14 protein-coding genes are annotated in these 15,964 nt (G+C 34.4%); 2 read left to right on the plus strand and 12 right to left on the minus strand.

Annotation, left to right across the window (positions count from 1 at the left end; all coding sequences use genetic code 11):
• Positions 1-19 precede the first annotated feature (19 nt).
• From pflB to cntK, 10 genes are all read right to left on the minus strand, one after another.
• On the minus strand, positions 20-2,266 hold the full coding sequence (pflB, locus tag AC1Q7N_RS08345; protein WP_001830559.1) for a formate C-acetyltransferase: 2,247 nt from the start codon (positions 2,264-2,266) through the stop codon (positions 20-22).
• 740 nt (positions 2,267-3,006) lie between these two features.
• Positions 3,007-4,197: a staphylopine family metallophore export MFS transporter CntE gene (gene cntE, locus AC1Q7N_RS08350; protein ID WP_001830562.1), complete on the minus strand. Its 1,191-nt coding sequence runs from the start codon at positions 4,195-4,197 to the stop codon at positions 3,007-3,009.
• Positions 4,198-4,208: 11 nt separating this feature from the next.
• The gene (locus AC1Q7N_RS08355) at positions 4,209-4,958 is read right to left on the minus strand and encodes an ABC transporter ATP-binding protein (protein WP_001830579.1); all 750 of its coding nucleotides are present in this window, start codon (positions 4,956-4,958) and stop codon (positions 4,209-4,211) included.
• Positions 4,951-5,766, minus strand: a complete 816-nt coding sequence (gene cntD / locus AC1Q7N_RS08360; RefSeq protein ID WP_001830532.1) for a staphylopine uptake ABC transporter ATP-binding protein CntD — start codon at positions 5,764-5,766, stop codon at positions 4,951-4,953. The genes AC1Q7N_RS08355 and cntD overlap by 8 nt, the downstream gene beginning before the upstream one ends.
• Entirely contained in the window at positions 5,753-6,631 is an 879-nt protein-coding gene (cntC, locus tag AC1Q7N_RS08365; RefSeq protein WP_002437750.1) for a staphylopine uptake ABC transporter permease subunit CntC, read from the minus strand. Before cntC ends, cntD begins: the two co-directional genes overlap by 14 nt.
• A complete protein-coding gene (opp1B, locus tag AC1Q7N_RS08370; protein WP_002467637.1) occupies positions 6,628-7,563 on the minus strand; it encodes a nickel/cobalt ABC transporter permease in 936 nt (311 codons plus the stop codon). The genes cntC and opp1B overlap by 4 nt, the downstream gene beginning before the upstream one ends.
• Before the next feature lie 12 nt (positions 7,564-7,575).
• Positions 7,576-9,174, minus strand: a complete 1,599-nt coding sequence (gene cntA / locus AC1Q7N_RS08375) for a staphylopine-dependent metal ABC transporter substrate-binding lipoprotein CntA (protein ID WP_001830462.1) — start codon at positions 9,172-9,174, stop codon at positions 7,576-7,578.
• 50 nt (positions 9,175-9,224) lie between these two features.
• Positions 9,225-10,517 carry a staphylopine biosynthesis dehydrogenase gene (gene cntM / locus AC1Q7N_RS08380; protein ID WP_002498106.1) on the minus strand — a complete coding sequence of 431 codons (1,293 nt, stop codon included), beginning with the start codon at positions 10,515-10,517 and terminating at the stop codon, positions 9,225-9,227.
• A complete protein-coding gene (gene cntL, locus AC1Q7N_RS08385; protein ID WP_002494564.1) occupies positions 10,510-11,325 on the minus strand; it encodes a staphylopine biosynthesis enzyme CntL in 816 nt (271 codons plus the stop codon). Before cntL ends, cntM begins: the two co-directional genes overlap by 8 nt.
• Positions 11,322-12,161: a histidine racemase CntK gene (gene cntK / locus AC1Q7N_RS08390; RefSeq protein WP_145376490.1), complete on the minus strand. Its 840-nt coding sequence runs from the start codon at positions 12,159-12,161 to the stop codon at positions 11,322-11,324. Before cntK ends, cntL begins: the two co-directional genes overlap by 4 nt.
• Before the next feature lie 187 nt (positions 12,162-12,348).
• Between cntK and AC1Q7N_RS08395 the strand changes: the two genes are divergently transcribed.
• Together AC1Q7N_RS08395 and AC1Q7N_RS08400 are read left to right on the plus strand one after the other, a co-directional pair.
• Positions 12,349-12,795: a hypothetical protein gene (locus AC1Q7N_RS08395; RefSeq protein ID WP_001832584.1), complete on the plus strand. Its 447-nt coding sequence runs from the start codon at positions 12,349-12,351 to the stop codon at positions 12,793-12,795.
• A gap of 14 nt (positions 12,796-12,809) precedes the next feature.
• Positions 12,810-13,499 (plus strand): ABC transporter ATP-binding protein, encoded by a 690-nt coding sequence (locus tag AC1Q7N_RS08400; RefSeq protein ID WP_001830566.1) that lies wholly within the window; start codon positions 12,810-12,812, stop codon positions 13,497-13,499.
• A 127-nt stretch (positions 13,500-13,626) separates the two neighbouring features.
• Here the strand turns inward: AC1Q7N_RS08400 and AC1Q7N_RS08405 are convergent, their stop codons facing one another.
• Positions 13,627-14,400 (minus strand): acetoin reductase, encoded by a 774-nt coding sequence (locus tag AC1Q7N_RS08405; protein ID WP_001830577.1) that lies wholly within the window; start codon positions 14,398-14,400, stop codon positions 13,627-13,629.
• A gap of 168 nt (positions 14,401-14,568) precedes the next feature.
• Positions 14,569-15,945, minus strand: coding sequence for an MFS transporter (locus AC1Q7N_RS08410; protein ID WP_002437731.1), 1,377 nt, complete (start codon positions 15,943-15,945; stop codon positions 14,569-14,571).
• Positions 15,946-15,964: the final 19 nt, after the last annotated feature.

The following is a 15,964-nucleotide window of genomic DNA, read 5'->3' on the forward strand; positions in this document are numbered from 1 at the left end:
TGCTCCCACCTTAAATTTATTACATAGATTCGTGGAATGTACGTGAAATAACATCTAATTGTTGTTCACGTGTTAATTTAATGAAGTTTACAGCGTATCCAGATACACGAATCGTTAATTGTGGATACTCTTCTGGGTGTTCCATTGCATCAATTAATGTTTCTCTATTAAACACGTTAATATTGAGGTGATGACCATGTTGCATTGCATAACCATCTAACATACTAGTTAAGTTTTTATTTTGATCTGCTTCTTCTTTACCTAGTGATTTCGGTACGATACTAAATGTATTTGAGATACCATCTTTACAGCAATCATAAGGTATTTTAGCTACAGAACTTAGTGAAGATAATGCACCTTTTTGGTCACGACCATGCATTGGGTTTGCACCAGGCGCAAATGGTTCGCCAGCTTTACGTCCATCTGGTGTGTTACCAGTTTTCTTACCATAAACAACGTTTGAAGTAATTGTTAATACACTCATTGTGTGTTCAGAATTACGGTATGTTTTATGGCTACGTAATTTAGTCATGAAACGTTCAACTAAATCTACTGCAATTTCATCAACACGACTGTCATTATTACCATATTTAGGGAAGTCGCCTTCGATTTCAAAGTCAGTTACAAGACCTTCTTCGTTACGGATAGGTTTAACTTGTGCATATTTAATCGCTGATAAAGAGTCAGCTGCCACAGACAATCCAGCGATACCAGTTGCCATTGTGCGAATAATTTCTGTATCATGTAAAGCCATTTCAAGACGTTCATAGCTGTATTTATCATGCATATAGTGAATGATATTTAATGAGTTGATGTATACGCCAGCTAACCAGTCCATCATTTTTTCATATCTTTCGAAAACTTCATCATAATCTAGTACGTCTGATTTAATACCTTCATAACTTGGTCCAACTTGTTTGCCAGATTTTTCATCTTTACCACCATTGATAGCGTAAAGTAATGCTTTAGCTAAGTTAGCACGTGCACCGAAGAATTGCATTTGTTTACCAATCTTCATGGCAGATACACAGCAAGCGATACCATAATCATCGCCATAGCTTTCACGCATTAAGTCATCATTTTCATATTGGATTGAGCTCGTTTTAATACTCATTTTAGCACAATAGATTTTGAAGTTTTCAGGTAAGCGTGTAGACCATAATACTGTTAAGTTTGGTTCTGGTGCTGGACCTAAATTATCTAATGAGTGTAAGAAACGGAATGAGTTTTTAGTTACCATCGGACGGCCGTCAATACCTACACCACCGATAGATTCAGTTACCCAAGTTGGATCTCCAGAGAATAATTCATTATATTCAGGCGTACGTGCGAATTTAACGATACGTAATTTCATAATGAAGTGGTCAATGATTTCTTGAACTTCTTGTTCAGTGATGTCACCATTTTGTAAATCACGTTCAGCATAAATATCTAAGAATGTTGAAGTACGTCCTAAACTCATTGCTGCACCATTTTGTTCTTTAATAGCAGCTAAATATGCTAAGTATAACCATTGCACAGCTTCTTTGAAGTTAGTAGCAGGACGGCTAATATCAAATCCATATTTTTGTCCTAATTCTTTTAAATCTTGAAGTGAGCGATATTGTTCTGATAATTCTTCACGTAAACGAATCACATCTTCAGACATTTCAGTGGACATTGTGTTAAAGTCTTTAAGTTTTTGTTCCATTAAGAAGTCTACACCGTATAAAGCAACACGACGATAGTCTCCGATAATACGTCCACGTCCGTAAGCATCTGGTAAACCAGTAATAATACCAGCTTTACGACAATTTAACATTTCTCTTGAATATGCATCGAATACACCTTGGTTATGTGTTTTACGATATTCAGTGAAGATTTTTTCTGTTTCTGGGTCTAATTCGTAACCATACGCTTCACATGCTGCTTTTGCCATACGAATACCACCGAATGGTTGCATAGAACGTTTGAATGGTTTTTCAGTTTGAACACCAACAACTTTTTCTAAATCTTTGTCTAAGTAACCAGCGTCATGAGAAGTGATTGTCGATGCCACTTTAGTATCCATATCCCACATGCCACCGCGCTCACGTTCTTCTTTTGATAATTGCATTACTTGATCCCATAAAGTTTCAGTTGCTTTTGTAGGACCTTCTAAAAATTCATCGTCACCTTCATATAATGAATAGTTCAATTGTATGAATTCTCTCACGTCTATATTTTTATTCCAACGACCTGTTTTAAATCCTTGCCAAGCATTAGTATGATTATTTGTTTCTAACATACTCTCCGCCTCCATTTCGTATTGTTAACGTTTTCAACGGTAGTATACCACGAAACATGTGATTAATTTCACATAATTTATGGCATATTTTCTACTAAAGTTTGTATAAATTACGAACCTGTGACAGAAGTTATAACAGTTTGTGAATAAATTATCCTGTTACATAACAGTTTTCTGAAAAATTTCTTCTATTATTAAACCTGATAGTATGAAAAATTCACTATATAATAATGACAAGTAAAACAAAACCTGAGACAACAATTGTCTCAGGCATAGTTTGTCTATCATTAAATTAGAAACTGGCTTAGTCTTTTTATCTCTGTTACTAATAAGGCTAAATTGAGAAACATATCCATATCATAGATATTATAAATGTGCGTTTGGGAGTCCTAACACATAAATTTTATAGACATTTCAACTTAGAGCTCATAAGCCATATGGGGATTATATTCAAAATAAATTCTACTCTATCTCATTTTCCACGCTCTTAATTTACCTCTTTATTATTAACTTCTTTCTTTTTAAAAAGCCATAAAACTAGAATTAAAAAGATATGAATGTAAAAGTTTCTTCTATTGTAATCAAAAAGCGTGAATATTCAATTGCAATAAAAGTTTGATACAATTTCATTTCTTTCGTTTTAACAAAGTAAATAAATCGATTTTTTACATGTGTGGGAGTGTAACCTCAGACAAACTGGAGGCTCCCTTAAAATTTATCATTATTTTTATGTAGTTTTGCTATGAGGCTTTTGAAACACTTTGTCTTTGTCTAATTTTACTTAGTGTCATTGCAATAGTAACCAATAAAGCGCATAAAATATACATCCATTTAAATCCTACCGTATCTGATATTGGCCCCATTAGCACACCTCCTAGTGAAATCCCTAAATCTGCACATGCTATAAACAATCCTAATAACATATTACGTCCTATCTTTGGTAAGACAAAACTTAAATACGTTGTCAATGTAGGATAAACGAGCGCTTGTGTTATTCCGATAAAGATTGCACTTATATATACAAATATACTCACTATATGTGGTCCAAAAGCTACAATGACTGAAGCAACCATCAGTAACGTTAAGACAATCATCATAAAACGGTGATGCCATAAACCATCAGATGGTACATACTTACGTAAATAAAATCTAGCTATCACTACTGTAATGGCTTGAATTGTGAGGAAAATACCTGCATTCGCGAAACCTTCCCTAACCGTATATAATGGTATAAAAGTACTCATCGCACCAAACACGATAGATGACAAGATCATAATCATACCACTGCAGAAGAGTGCTTTATTTTTAAAAAATTGGACATATACAGTCATTGCATTAAAAGGCAAGACTTCGTCTTTTGGTGATACCTCTTTTTGTGTATTTGCAAAAGTAGTTCTATAACCAAATAAGGTTGTTGTTACTGCAATAAAAATCATAACAATAGCAAATATGGACATATTTTCCACGTGCCAAATCCCAACTGCAATTAATGGTCCTAATAAATTGGGAATCGTTGAAAATAATGAATAGAGAGATACACCTTCTGAACGATATTTCTCAGGTAAAGCATCTATAATACCCAATTGTAAAGACATTGAGAAGAATGCCGTACACACACCTTGCATGATACGTGCAATCAAATAACCTTCAAGTCCTGTAAACCCATATAATACCAGTGCCATAGCATTAATCAATAATATAATACGCAATACTTTAATCGGACCAATACGTGCAATAATTTGACCAGCCCAGGGGCGAAATAGCATTGCCGTTAGCATATAAGCTCCCATTACAATTCCAATTACAGTATTCGTCGCCCCCAAGTCATGTCCTCTTAGAGGTATGAAAACATTGAGTATGGCATTCGCACTAAAAAACATCAATGTTAAAATATATAATCTTAAAAAAGGCCAAGACATGGCACCTTTCATATTGTCACTCCTTAGATTGATAGTTGTTTATCAATCAGTTCTCTTGTATAACCATTTTGTTGCCTATGCAATTCACTTATAGATGTCCTAGCTTCGATACAACCATTTTTAAAAATAAGCAAGTCATCACATATATATGTCGCAGCTTGTATATCATGAGTAATAAAGATATAACTCAGCTGGTGTGAGTGACGTAACCTTTTCAATAAATCTAATATTTGTGTTTGCATAGACATATCTAATGAACTAATCGCCTCATCAAATAATATATAATCTGGTTGCATACATATCGCACGTGCAATAGCTACACGCTGTGCTTCTCCACCTGAAAGCATATGTGGATAACAATACAAACAATCAGATTTTAACCCTACTTCACGTAGTAACACTGTTACATACTCTTCCATATTCTCCTTCGATGTACATCGACATTGATTCATTACTTCAAACAAAATATCTTTGACAGTATGAAAAGGATGCAAAGAAGAAGTATAGTCTTGAAAAACCGCAGCAATTCGATGACGTCTCACTTTTTTTAAATGAACAGGCTGACCGTCCAAAGTCACTTGTCCTTGATCTGGTTTTTCTAGTCCTAAAATCATACGACTCAACGTAGACTTTCCACTTCCACTTTCACCAATAATTGCTACTGATGCACCAGTGGGACAATCAAATGACACGCCTTTAACTACAGGAATACGTTTATCACGAAACATTGATTTTTTTCCATAAAATTTAATAACATTTTGAACCTTAAGCATTGAAATCACCCCTCAGCACAAACTGAAAATAATCATAAATTGTCTTTTTAGTTGATAATAAATAAGCTGTATAGTGATGACGAGGTTGTTGTAATACCATATTTGTTCGACCTTCTTCTATCACACGACCTTCTCTCATAACTACAACACGGTCTGCAATTTTATTAATCACTGTGAGGTCATGAGATATAAAAATCATGGCGCAATCAAAATGATGTTTTATATCTTTAAAAGCATTGATAACTTCATATTGTGTGATGGTATCTAATGCTGTGGTCGGCTCATCAGCAATGATCAATTTAGGTTTCAATGCTAATGCTAGTGCAATCATCATACGTTGAAGCATCCCACCTGACAACATGTAGGGATATGCTTTTAATAATGACTGAGGATCTTTCAACTTCATATACGTCATATAATGAATAAGTTCTTGTTTTATTTGTTGCTTTGATAATGTCGTATGTGCACGCAAAGTTTCAATCATTTGCTTTCCCACTTTAGTTGAAGGATCAAATGCCCGCGTTCCTTGTTGCATAATCATCGCAATATCTTTACCACGAATTTTGCGTAGTTGCTTTTCAGTTATTGTATTTAAATTTTGATGTTCAAAAAAGATATCTCCGCTTACAGATAAACGTTGAGCGTTTAAACCTATTAATGCCTTACAAGTAATCGATTTTCCGCTTCCACTTTCTCCAATAATACCTAATGTTTCTCCACATTGAACTGTGAAATTCACGTTATCAACGAGCGTCTCATCTGACCATGTGTCCTTAATTCCTAAATGTGCTACTTTAAGCAGTGTCACGTGCTTTCACACCTTTCTTCAGTGCCAGTCGTTTTTCTTTAGCGGACATACGAGGATCAATCGCCATTTGTAAAGCATCTGATAAAAAGTTAAACGCCATCACAATTATGACGATAGCCACACCTGTTGTCATCATCATTCCAGGATGTGTGAACATTACTTTTCGTGCTTCATTAAGCATCATCCCCCATTCGGCTGTAGGTGCCTTAACACCTAATCCAAGGAATGAGAATCCTGACATTTGTAATATCATTGAACACATCGAACTACTAGCAATAATCGCTATGTCAGTAAAGGTTAGTGGCAAAATATGTTTGCGAATGATTGTTAAATCATTCATACCAATTACTTTGGCAAATTTTACATGATCAGCTTCAATATATTGCATTACACTGGTTCGAATCACGCGACAAAACCACGCCCATCGAGTCAATATAAACGCAATAATAATATTTTCTACACCCATGCCAAACAACGTAATCAATGCCAATGTCACCACATAGCTTGGAAAAGCTAACATCACATCGCATATACGCATAATTATTGCATCGATATAACCTGGGAAATAACCTGAAATAAACCCAAGTATCGCTCCTATCACAACGGAAATAATCAATGCGACAAATACATATAACAAACTAGGTCTTATGGCGTATATTATCCGTGTTAATACATCTCGACCTAAATGGTCTGTTCCCAACCAGTGAGACCAACTTATACCAGCAAATTTATTTGCTGTATCAATGTGATTCGGTTCATAGAATGTAATTAAAGGAGCTAAAACTCCAAGCACTACGTAGATTGTAATAATAGCTATAGCAAATATGGCACCTCTATCTTGAAATAGACGACGTAACACAATCATTTCATTGCCTCCCTTAAACGCGGATTTAATATTGCATTAATGATGTCTGCAAGTGTATTAAAAAGAATAAACAACACCGCGACAATGAGCACGTATGCTTGAATTACTGGAAAATCATGTTCAGTAATCGCTTTAATACTTAATGGTCCTAAACCTGGCCACGCAAATACATTTTCAATAACGACTAGACCTCCCATGATCATTGGTATCGACATACAAAAAATAGATATGGCTACCTGTAATGCATTACGTAATACATGCAGCAACATTGTCAGACGAGGTACACCACTAGCTTTTAAATACAAAACATAATCTTCATTTAATTGTTCAAGCATAGATCGTCGGACATTTCTAAAATAAATTCCTGCATAGGTAATCGTAATAACAAAGACTGGAAGAATATAACTTTCTGGACCAGTGAGTCCTGAGGTTGGTAATAAATTGAGTTTTACAGATACATAAATAATTAATATTGAAGCTACCCAATATGAGGGCAGAGCTGTTAGTAGAAAAGCTATTGAACGTATAGCACGATCTGTAAATCTACCACTAGTCAAAGCACTCACTATGCCTAGTACAACAGACGTTATCATTACCACAACACTGGAAATCAAAGTGAGTTTTAATGTATTCATAAACGCTGGCCCCATACGCTCAGATACTGGATCCCCTGTGATATAACTCGTTCCAAATTTAAACTGCAAGGCATCAACAAGCCAATTTTTATATTGCGTGAATATCGGTTGATTTAATCCATATTTTTCTTTAGTTTCAGCTATTAAATCTTGCGTTATATTAGGCGTTCCTTGGGCATGTAAAATTGTTACGGCTGGATCTTCGTTCGTGAGATAGGTCATCATGAAAGTCATAAAAGTCACTACAATCAATAATGGAATCATGAGAGTAAGACGTTTCATAATAAATTTAACCATGACGACGCTCCTTTATTTATATTGCATTTCATTAAATGGAAGCTCATATTGTGATTGTGTAAAGGATAATTTTTGTAAATCTTTAGGTGCAACAACAGTCATTCTCCCGTGAGTAATTGGAATAAAGACACCTTCATCGTCAACTTGTTTCAAAATTTGCTGATACGCTTTTGAACGTTCCTTTGCATCTTGAATTTTGAACGCCTCATCAATATCTTTGTACAGTTGTGACTTATTCTTAATACCTAATGTTGCACTTTCATATCCCGTTTTCGTCTTAAATGCTGCTAATGTACTCTGAGGATCATATAATAGCCCCCATGTTTGATTAAACATTAGATCGTAATCACCAGAACTACGACGTTCAGCTACTTTATCTGACGTTTCTCCGTTTATATCTAGTTGTACACCTAACTTCTTAAATTCTGCCTCTAAGAATTCAGCTTGTTCTTTTTGACTGGAAGAGCCTTTGTCATAATACAACTTAAGATTCAAATCTTTGCCCTCTTTTTGACGAACTTGTCGATCTTTTGAAAGCACCCATCCGGCCTTATCTAATAACGCTTGTGCTTTTTTCTTATCATATGTTCTTGTTGGTAAATTAAAGTTTATATCTGTCACATTTTTAGCAAATAGTTGTGTGGCTGGCTTTTCTTGCTTGTTTAAAATATCTTGAGCTATTTTATCTCTATTTACCATGTGACCTAATGCTTGTCTGACTGCTTTATCACTGACTGCACTATCTTTCTTACCAGAATTAACAACAAGCATTTTTGTATTCATGGCTTGGCTACGTTTTACTTGATAGCTTCCGGTTTCTTTTAATTGTTTTAAACTATCTTTATCTAAGCTGTCTGTACCTCTATCATCTGTATAAGCAAAGTTGGTTTCTCCTTTTTTCATTGATAAAAATGCTGTTTCTCCAGCAGGTTTAACTTTTGCTTCTACTTTATTTAACTTTGCCTTTTCTCCCCAATATTGATTATTTTTATTAAATTCTGCAGATATATCTTTTTTGTGTTCACCCATTTTAAATGGTCCTGTACCGTCAAATGATTTCACACCATCTTTGGTTGTACCGTGTTTAAAATCTTTAGGCGATACAAAAACGTATGGTCGTGGCATAGCTAGTTCTGCTAACGCAGGTTGATAAGCTTCCTTCAAATGTAGTTGTACCGTATACTTATCCTTAACTTTGACATCATCAATCAGTGTTGAAAGTTTTAACCATGAATGTAGTTTCTTATTTTGTTGTACTGCATCGATGTTTTTCTTCACTGCGTCTGCATCAAATTTCGTACCATCATGAAAAGATACATCGTCCCTTAAATAAAACGTATATGTTTTACCATCAGGTGAAATGTCCCATTTTTTCGCTAATAATGGCTTAATACCATCCTTGGTATTGCGAACTAACGGCTCATAAATCATACTCTCTGCGGACATTGAACCTCCATAAACATGGGGATTCATATCTCCAATATCTTTGACAGTTGTATATGATAATACTTTATTCTCTTTTTTCTCTGTTAGTTCTTTGTTACTTCCACAACCGGCTAAAATAATCCCAGATACAAAAATGACTGTACTTAGTTTTGTGAGTTTATTCATTGTTTTCCTCTTTCTTTTCGAAAATATGTAAACTTATATTATTACGTTTTTTATTTATAAAAAGTTAAGTAGTTCGTCACTAACGCTAAATCCTGTTTAAAATGATGTAATTCGAATTGCTTTGATAGTTGTTGATGTAAATGTGTATCACAGTATTGTTTAACGGTAGTTTCATAACGTAATAACAATGTGTCAATCATCGGTGTTGCAACGTTTAATGCTCTTCCAATTGCTTGAATCATCAAAGTACGATAATAATCTTCACTCGGCATGCGTGGTATATGTATAACTCCTTGTTCATCAGTATCAACATGTTTGTATGGTACGGCAGAAAAATCAAAATATGCACCTTGATCGTCCGGATTAGAAAATGGATCGATTAAAATTGCTGTATATCGCACATAAAGTAGATACTCTTGATGAATAGCTGATAAATTTTCAAAGCTTTCAATATCAACTTCGCGCATGGTCTCATCACGTATAGGGTAATTTTCTTTCACCATAAACTTCAGGAGATTGACCGAGGGTACCTTTAATTTTTTTAATATCATCATCATTTCTTGCCACATTAATCGCATTTCATGTATTAAGGTCATTGTAATTGGACCCTCTGGAAATAGCTTATATACGTATACTGGCACTTTCGTTCCTTCAAATACCGCCTTTAATGAAAATTGATTCATAAACAATGGTGGGTGTACATAAAGTGAACTATTATGTATCTCCGCATGTAGCGGTGTGTCCATCGTTGTTAATTCTATATTCAAATAGTCGAATAAAGACTTAAGCTTATACAACGTAATAGACTGAGAATGAGTCGAACCTACGAATAATTTTGATTTAACTCGTGTAGTTAGGACACAATGCGGTTGTGCTTTATCAAATATTCGAGTATCGCCTAGATAAGTGGAAAACGAAATCACTTCACCTTCACAATGAACATCTGATAGTATTTGCTTAACAAGCATATGTGATCCTAATGTTGGCGAGACCAAGATAATTTGTTTAATACGTTTTAATGTGGACTTAGATAATTGCTGTAATATCGGTCGATACGCATCAGCAGTACATGCTAAAATCACCACGTCATAATATTGTGTAATGTCTTTAACATCTTTAAAAAAATGTCTAACCGTAAACTTACCTGAAAAACACTGATGTGCATCATTTTGAGTCATTACTGAAAAAAAGCCGTCACGATGATACGCATCAAAGACTCTCTTAGATTTGGTTGATGCATGAACGCGACTCACCATATCAACCATATGTTCCCCATGTAAGTTACATAGTCGAGCAAGTTGAATAGCGACCGGTCCACTACCAACCATTAATATTTTAGACATGTTCAACACCAACTTTTGATGTCACTTTACGATAAAGTGCAATATCAAAAATCTGCTTCGGTCGTGTTTGTAGTTCTTCACATCGCCATTGTGTTTCGTCAGTTGCTTGAGATGGATAATTAAACAATGCTTTCATATCATCACCGTATCGCATAGCTACAACAACTTCATCATTCGTCAATGTGTAAAGTTCATTCAAAATGTCATATTTGATAGGTATCGTCGAACTGAAAATAATATGAGTCACAGATTGGATGTCTTCTAATTGATCAACTGTTTGATTACTAATAACGATATCTTCATTTGGAGCTAGTACATTGACGACACGTTGCCCTAAATCAACTGCTTCCGAATCTATATCTATACCAATGACCGCAGCGCCAGTTTCTTTAGCAACTTGAATTAATGTCATAGGATATGCACCCGACCCAATCAGTAACAACTTGTCATTTTGTCCAATTTGCCATCTTCCGAATTCTTCATTAATACAATGCTCTATATTTTCGAAATAACCTGACGTGGAGGCCCTACCATTCAACAAACGTTGTGCTCGAATGACTTCTACCTGTTTCACACACTTTGCTGATACCTCTTGAAGCTTCTTGGTAAAGCTTATTTTTGTTTCTAAATCATTCCATGTTAAATAATGATGCTCTGCCAAAGGTTGAAGTATCCATTGACTGTATTCATCAATCAAATTTTCTAAATCAACAATATGCCGACTATCTTCCAAAACGAGTTGATGTAAGTACGTAAATTGTTCTAAATAATATTGTAATTGGTTCTCTATTTTTGTATGCTCATTCATATTTGCGTCATTGTCTCCTGTTCTATATATGCTTGTCCTGTTGCGACAGTTGAAACTTGACCCTTAATCGTTGTTTGATATTCATTTTGTCCAGACTTTCTGGATGAGACAATAATACTGCCTCCGGGTTGGTTAACTAGGTAATCTTGAATATCATGATCTGTTAGATAATTAACCAACACACCGATAGAAGCCGCTCCTGAACCACAGCTATTTTCCCAGATTAAGCTATCTATTGCAGGTATATGTATCAGTGGATATATGAATTGTTTATCTTGTTGAAAAAGCATGACACCAATTGTTTTAAATTGTCGATGCCATGTTTGCGCACTGACAAAATCTTCCACGCACTGTTTTATTGCCAAATCTACATCATCACACATCATCACATAGTGAATGTATGTATCATAGCTAATTTCAAATGCTTTAAACTGCTGTTCCCCTAATTTCACAAATCTTTCCTTAACTTGATGTACTTTTGGCATAGTCACTTCATAATGTTGCGAATGAACTTTACACTCTACAGGATGAGAACACCCCGAAACTCTTAATTGAAATTGTTGATGCTGTATCAATAAACGTTCTTTTAAATAGTGAATGTAAGACATAGTCGCATTACCACAAAATTCATTTCCACTCATTACCAAGTGATAGTTATCCCCATTTTCATAGTTTACTGATTCAATAAACCCTACTTGTTCACAACACATGTGTGTTGTCGCCATCAACTGATGTGCAATCGCAGCATATTCGCTCGGTTGATGCTTTGATTGAACAAGAATTGTCATATTCCCAGATGGATTATATTTTGAAAATTCGACCACTTGACGTTGCATAAAACACTCCTTTTTAATGTAAATTTTCAAATTAAATTGTTAATAAAAATGATTAACCTCATAAAAATCAATAACTTAAAATAATTGCATAAAACAAATCGTAATTGTTACGATTTGAGAATTATATTAAACGAGGCACATGCAGTTGTCAATATAAATGATAATTATTTTCAATTAATAGAATAAAGTGAAACAATCTTATTATTCGCATACACCTCAATCTAAAATAAAAAGTGTAGCTATCAATAAACATGCTCATCAATCCATTTCAATTGGCATTGTATTTGTTGTCGTCATCTTTGTAAGTGTTATCCAAATCCTATTACATCAACGTCTTAAACAGAACGCACCTCTCGAAAGATTATATTTGGTACCTTATAGTCAACTTAAACTATACTTGACTTATATCAGTGTACATGTGGTCATACTGATGCTCATGCTATTGATGATTAGCCTTTTAATGCATCAACCATTAAGCATTCTTTTCTACTTAAAAACACTGATTATAGTTTTATTTTATGAGGCAGGTATTGCTTTATTACTTTTTAAAATTAATGTTCTTAGTCACCGTATATTCATGGCTATTATTTATACGGTAGCGATAGGTATTATATATTTATGGATTCAATTGTAAAGGAGTCATATTCAATGATAGATATTCAAAATGTTTCCAAAAGCTATAAAAAGAAGCATATTTTCGATTCCCTAGATATGCAATTTCAAAATCATAAAATTACTATTTTATTAGGTGAAAATGGTGCTGGAAAATCTACATTATTGCGTTTAATTGCAGGTATTGAGAATGCAGACGAAGGACGTATTCAATACTTCAATCAATATTTGTCAAGACGTCGAATACGTCATATTGTAGGCTATGTCCCTCAAGACATCGCACTATTCGAGCATATGACTGTCATGGAGAACATTGAGTTTTTCAAGTCACTTTGTGAAAATCCTATTTCAGATGAAACACTTCATTCTTATTTATCACAATTAAACTTTACTGATACAAAAGTGAAAGTATCTAACCTTTCTGGGGGAAATAAACGTAAAGTCAATATTATGATAGGTCTACTTAGTCGGCCTAAAATACTTATTCTAGATGAGCCAACAGAAGACATTGATTTAGAATCAAGATATGATATTCACAACTTATTACAACAAATGACCGATCAATGTTTAATCATCATGACGACACATCATTTAGACGAAGTTGAAGCACTAGCAGATGATATTAAAGTTATAGGTCAAAATCCTTTTTATCATGATATTTTAGAAAATAAAGGTTGGTCTTTTAAAAAATATGCAAATGCCTTAGCTGATAATACGAAATCTTAAGCTGTACTTTCACTCCATCACTTCATCAATATTTAACATCAAAAAGGCTTGCCCTTTCGTCGTATATTTCTCGATTGAAAAGGCAAGCCTTAATAAATTTTATACACATTTATTTATCGTGTCTAACTTATCTGTACACTAATCCACCATCAGTTAAAATGGATTGGCCTGTAATATAATCAGAATCATTTGAAGCTAAGAATGATACTAAGTTCGCAACATCTGATGGCTCTTGATATCTTCCAAGTTTGATTTCTGAAGAAAATGCTTCAAACGCGTCTCCTATTTCTAGACTATCATCAAGTTTCACCATTTCTTCATCAATACGATCCCACATTTCAGTTTTGGCAACTCCTGGGCAATAAGCGTTTACGGTAATGCCTTTGTCTGCTAATTCTTTAGCAGCTGTTTGAGTGAAGGAACGTACAGAGTGTTTTGTAGCTGAGTAAGTGCCGAGTACTTCATAAGATTCATGTCCTGCAATACTACATGCATTGATAATTTTACCTTTACTTTTTTGTTTAATAAATTGGTTAGCAGCTGCTTGAATTCCAAACAATGTACCAAATACGTTAATATTAAATAACTTAGATAATTCCTCTTCCCCAATTTCTAAAATTGGCGTCACTGCATCAACACCTGCGTTATTCACCATGACATCTAATTGACCAAATTCTGTAACTGCGAACTGAACTAATTCTTCCTGTTCTTTCTTTTTAGATACATCACTCTTGAATGCGACAGCTTGATAACCTTTTTCTTTGAATTCTTTCTCAGTTTCTAATAGAAGTGCTTCATTAATATCTTGTAGTACTATATTAAACCCATCGTTAGCAAGACGTTCTGCAATACCTTTACCTAATCCACCTGCTGCACCTGTTATAATTGCTGTTTTACTCATATCTATCTTCCTCCTTATTTATCATCTACCCTTTAAACATGGTGGTAGTAATAAGATTGGGAAATGTCAAATGTTGTTAATATATTTGTCGAAAAGTTGTTGTTTTTATGCATTATTAAATACAACTTCAAATTACTAACACTGCTTTTTACTGCAACAATATACCTTTTAAATATCTACATTCTTTTTAGGAATTAAACAATACGCCGCAATAAATGCGATAAACACTAAACCTGCACCCACGATAAATGCGATAGTAGCTGCTAAATATGCCGGGTGATTTACAGATAATGCCGTATATATTGTTGTCACAACAGCGATTCCAAATGCTGCACCTAGTGTAGAAGTCATTTTGATAATTCCTGATGCAGTACCTGCTTTTTCAGCTGGAACATTAGATACAGCAGTAGATAGCGCGGGAGTAGCAAAAAATCCTAATCCTAGACCTATAAAGATAAAGCCAATACATGCCACAATATAATAAATCATATTAGGCAAAGAAGTGAATGCTAAAAGTATAATACCAACAGTAATTGATACCGGACCTAACATCAATGGCAATTGCGGTCCTCTTTTTTGCATAAAACGTTCACCAACACGAATCATTAACAAACTACACAGCATATATGGAATTGTAATTAAACCGGCTTGTGCAGCTGATAAATGCTTATCGTCTTGAACATAAATATTAAATAATGCTAATGAACCAATATCCATGTTCACCATCAAGTTGGCTAATGTTGTTCCAATATAAACATTATTTGAAAATAAACTTAAATCTATAAAAGGTTCATCTTGACGTTTTTCAAATATATAAAATGCAATTAATGTCACAATGAATATAGCAATTAATATCAATATAAGAGGATTTAACCATCCAATTCTATCGCCTTGCGTAATCACTACGTTAATGCTTAACATCATGACAACAAAAATAATGATTCCAACGATATCAAATTTTTTATTATATGCAGACTCATCTTTAGATTCTGGTATACCTCTAAGCAATATTAAGGCGATAATTGAAAAGATGATTGACAACACGAAAATCCATCGCCATCCAATAAATGTAGCTATAATTCCAGCAAATAGGGATGCTAACCCTGTTCCACCATAGGATCCGAATGACCAATAACTAAGCACCTTTTGTCTTTCTTCACCTTGGAAGAAAGAATTAATTAACGCGATAGTTGCTGGAAGTAAGCATGCAGCAGATAAGCCCTGTAAAACACGCCCTAATAATAATAAAATTGGTGCATGCGAGATAATCAATGCAATAGAGCCAAGTATACTTAATATTAGACCTGCATTTGTGATTTTAACTCGACCTATTTTATCAGATAATCCCCCTGCTACGACTATAAATACACCTGTTAAGAGTGATGTCAGACTGACCGCAATATTAACAATACTCATATCTACATGATAAAAACGTTGAACATGTGGTGCGATATTCAAAAAAGACTGTGCAAATAACCAGTATGTGAGAATCCCTAAGATAATCGCTACAATTAGTTGTTTCCCTTTATTAAACTGTTCGCTCATCGTAAGTGGCCTCCTACTC

Source organism: Staphylococcus sp. GW823-FHT05F06, assembly GCF_058795495.1.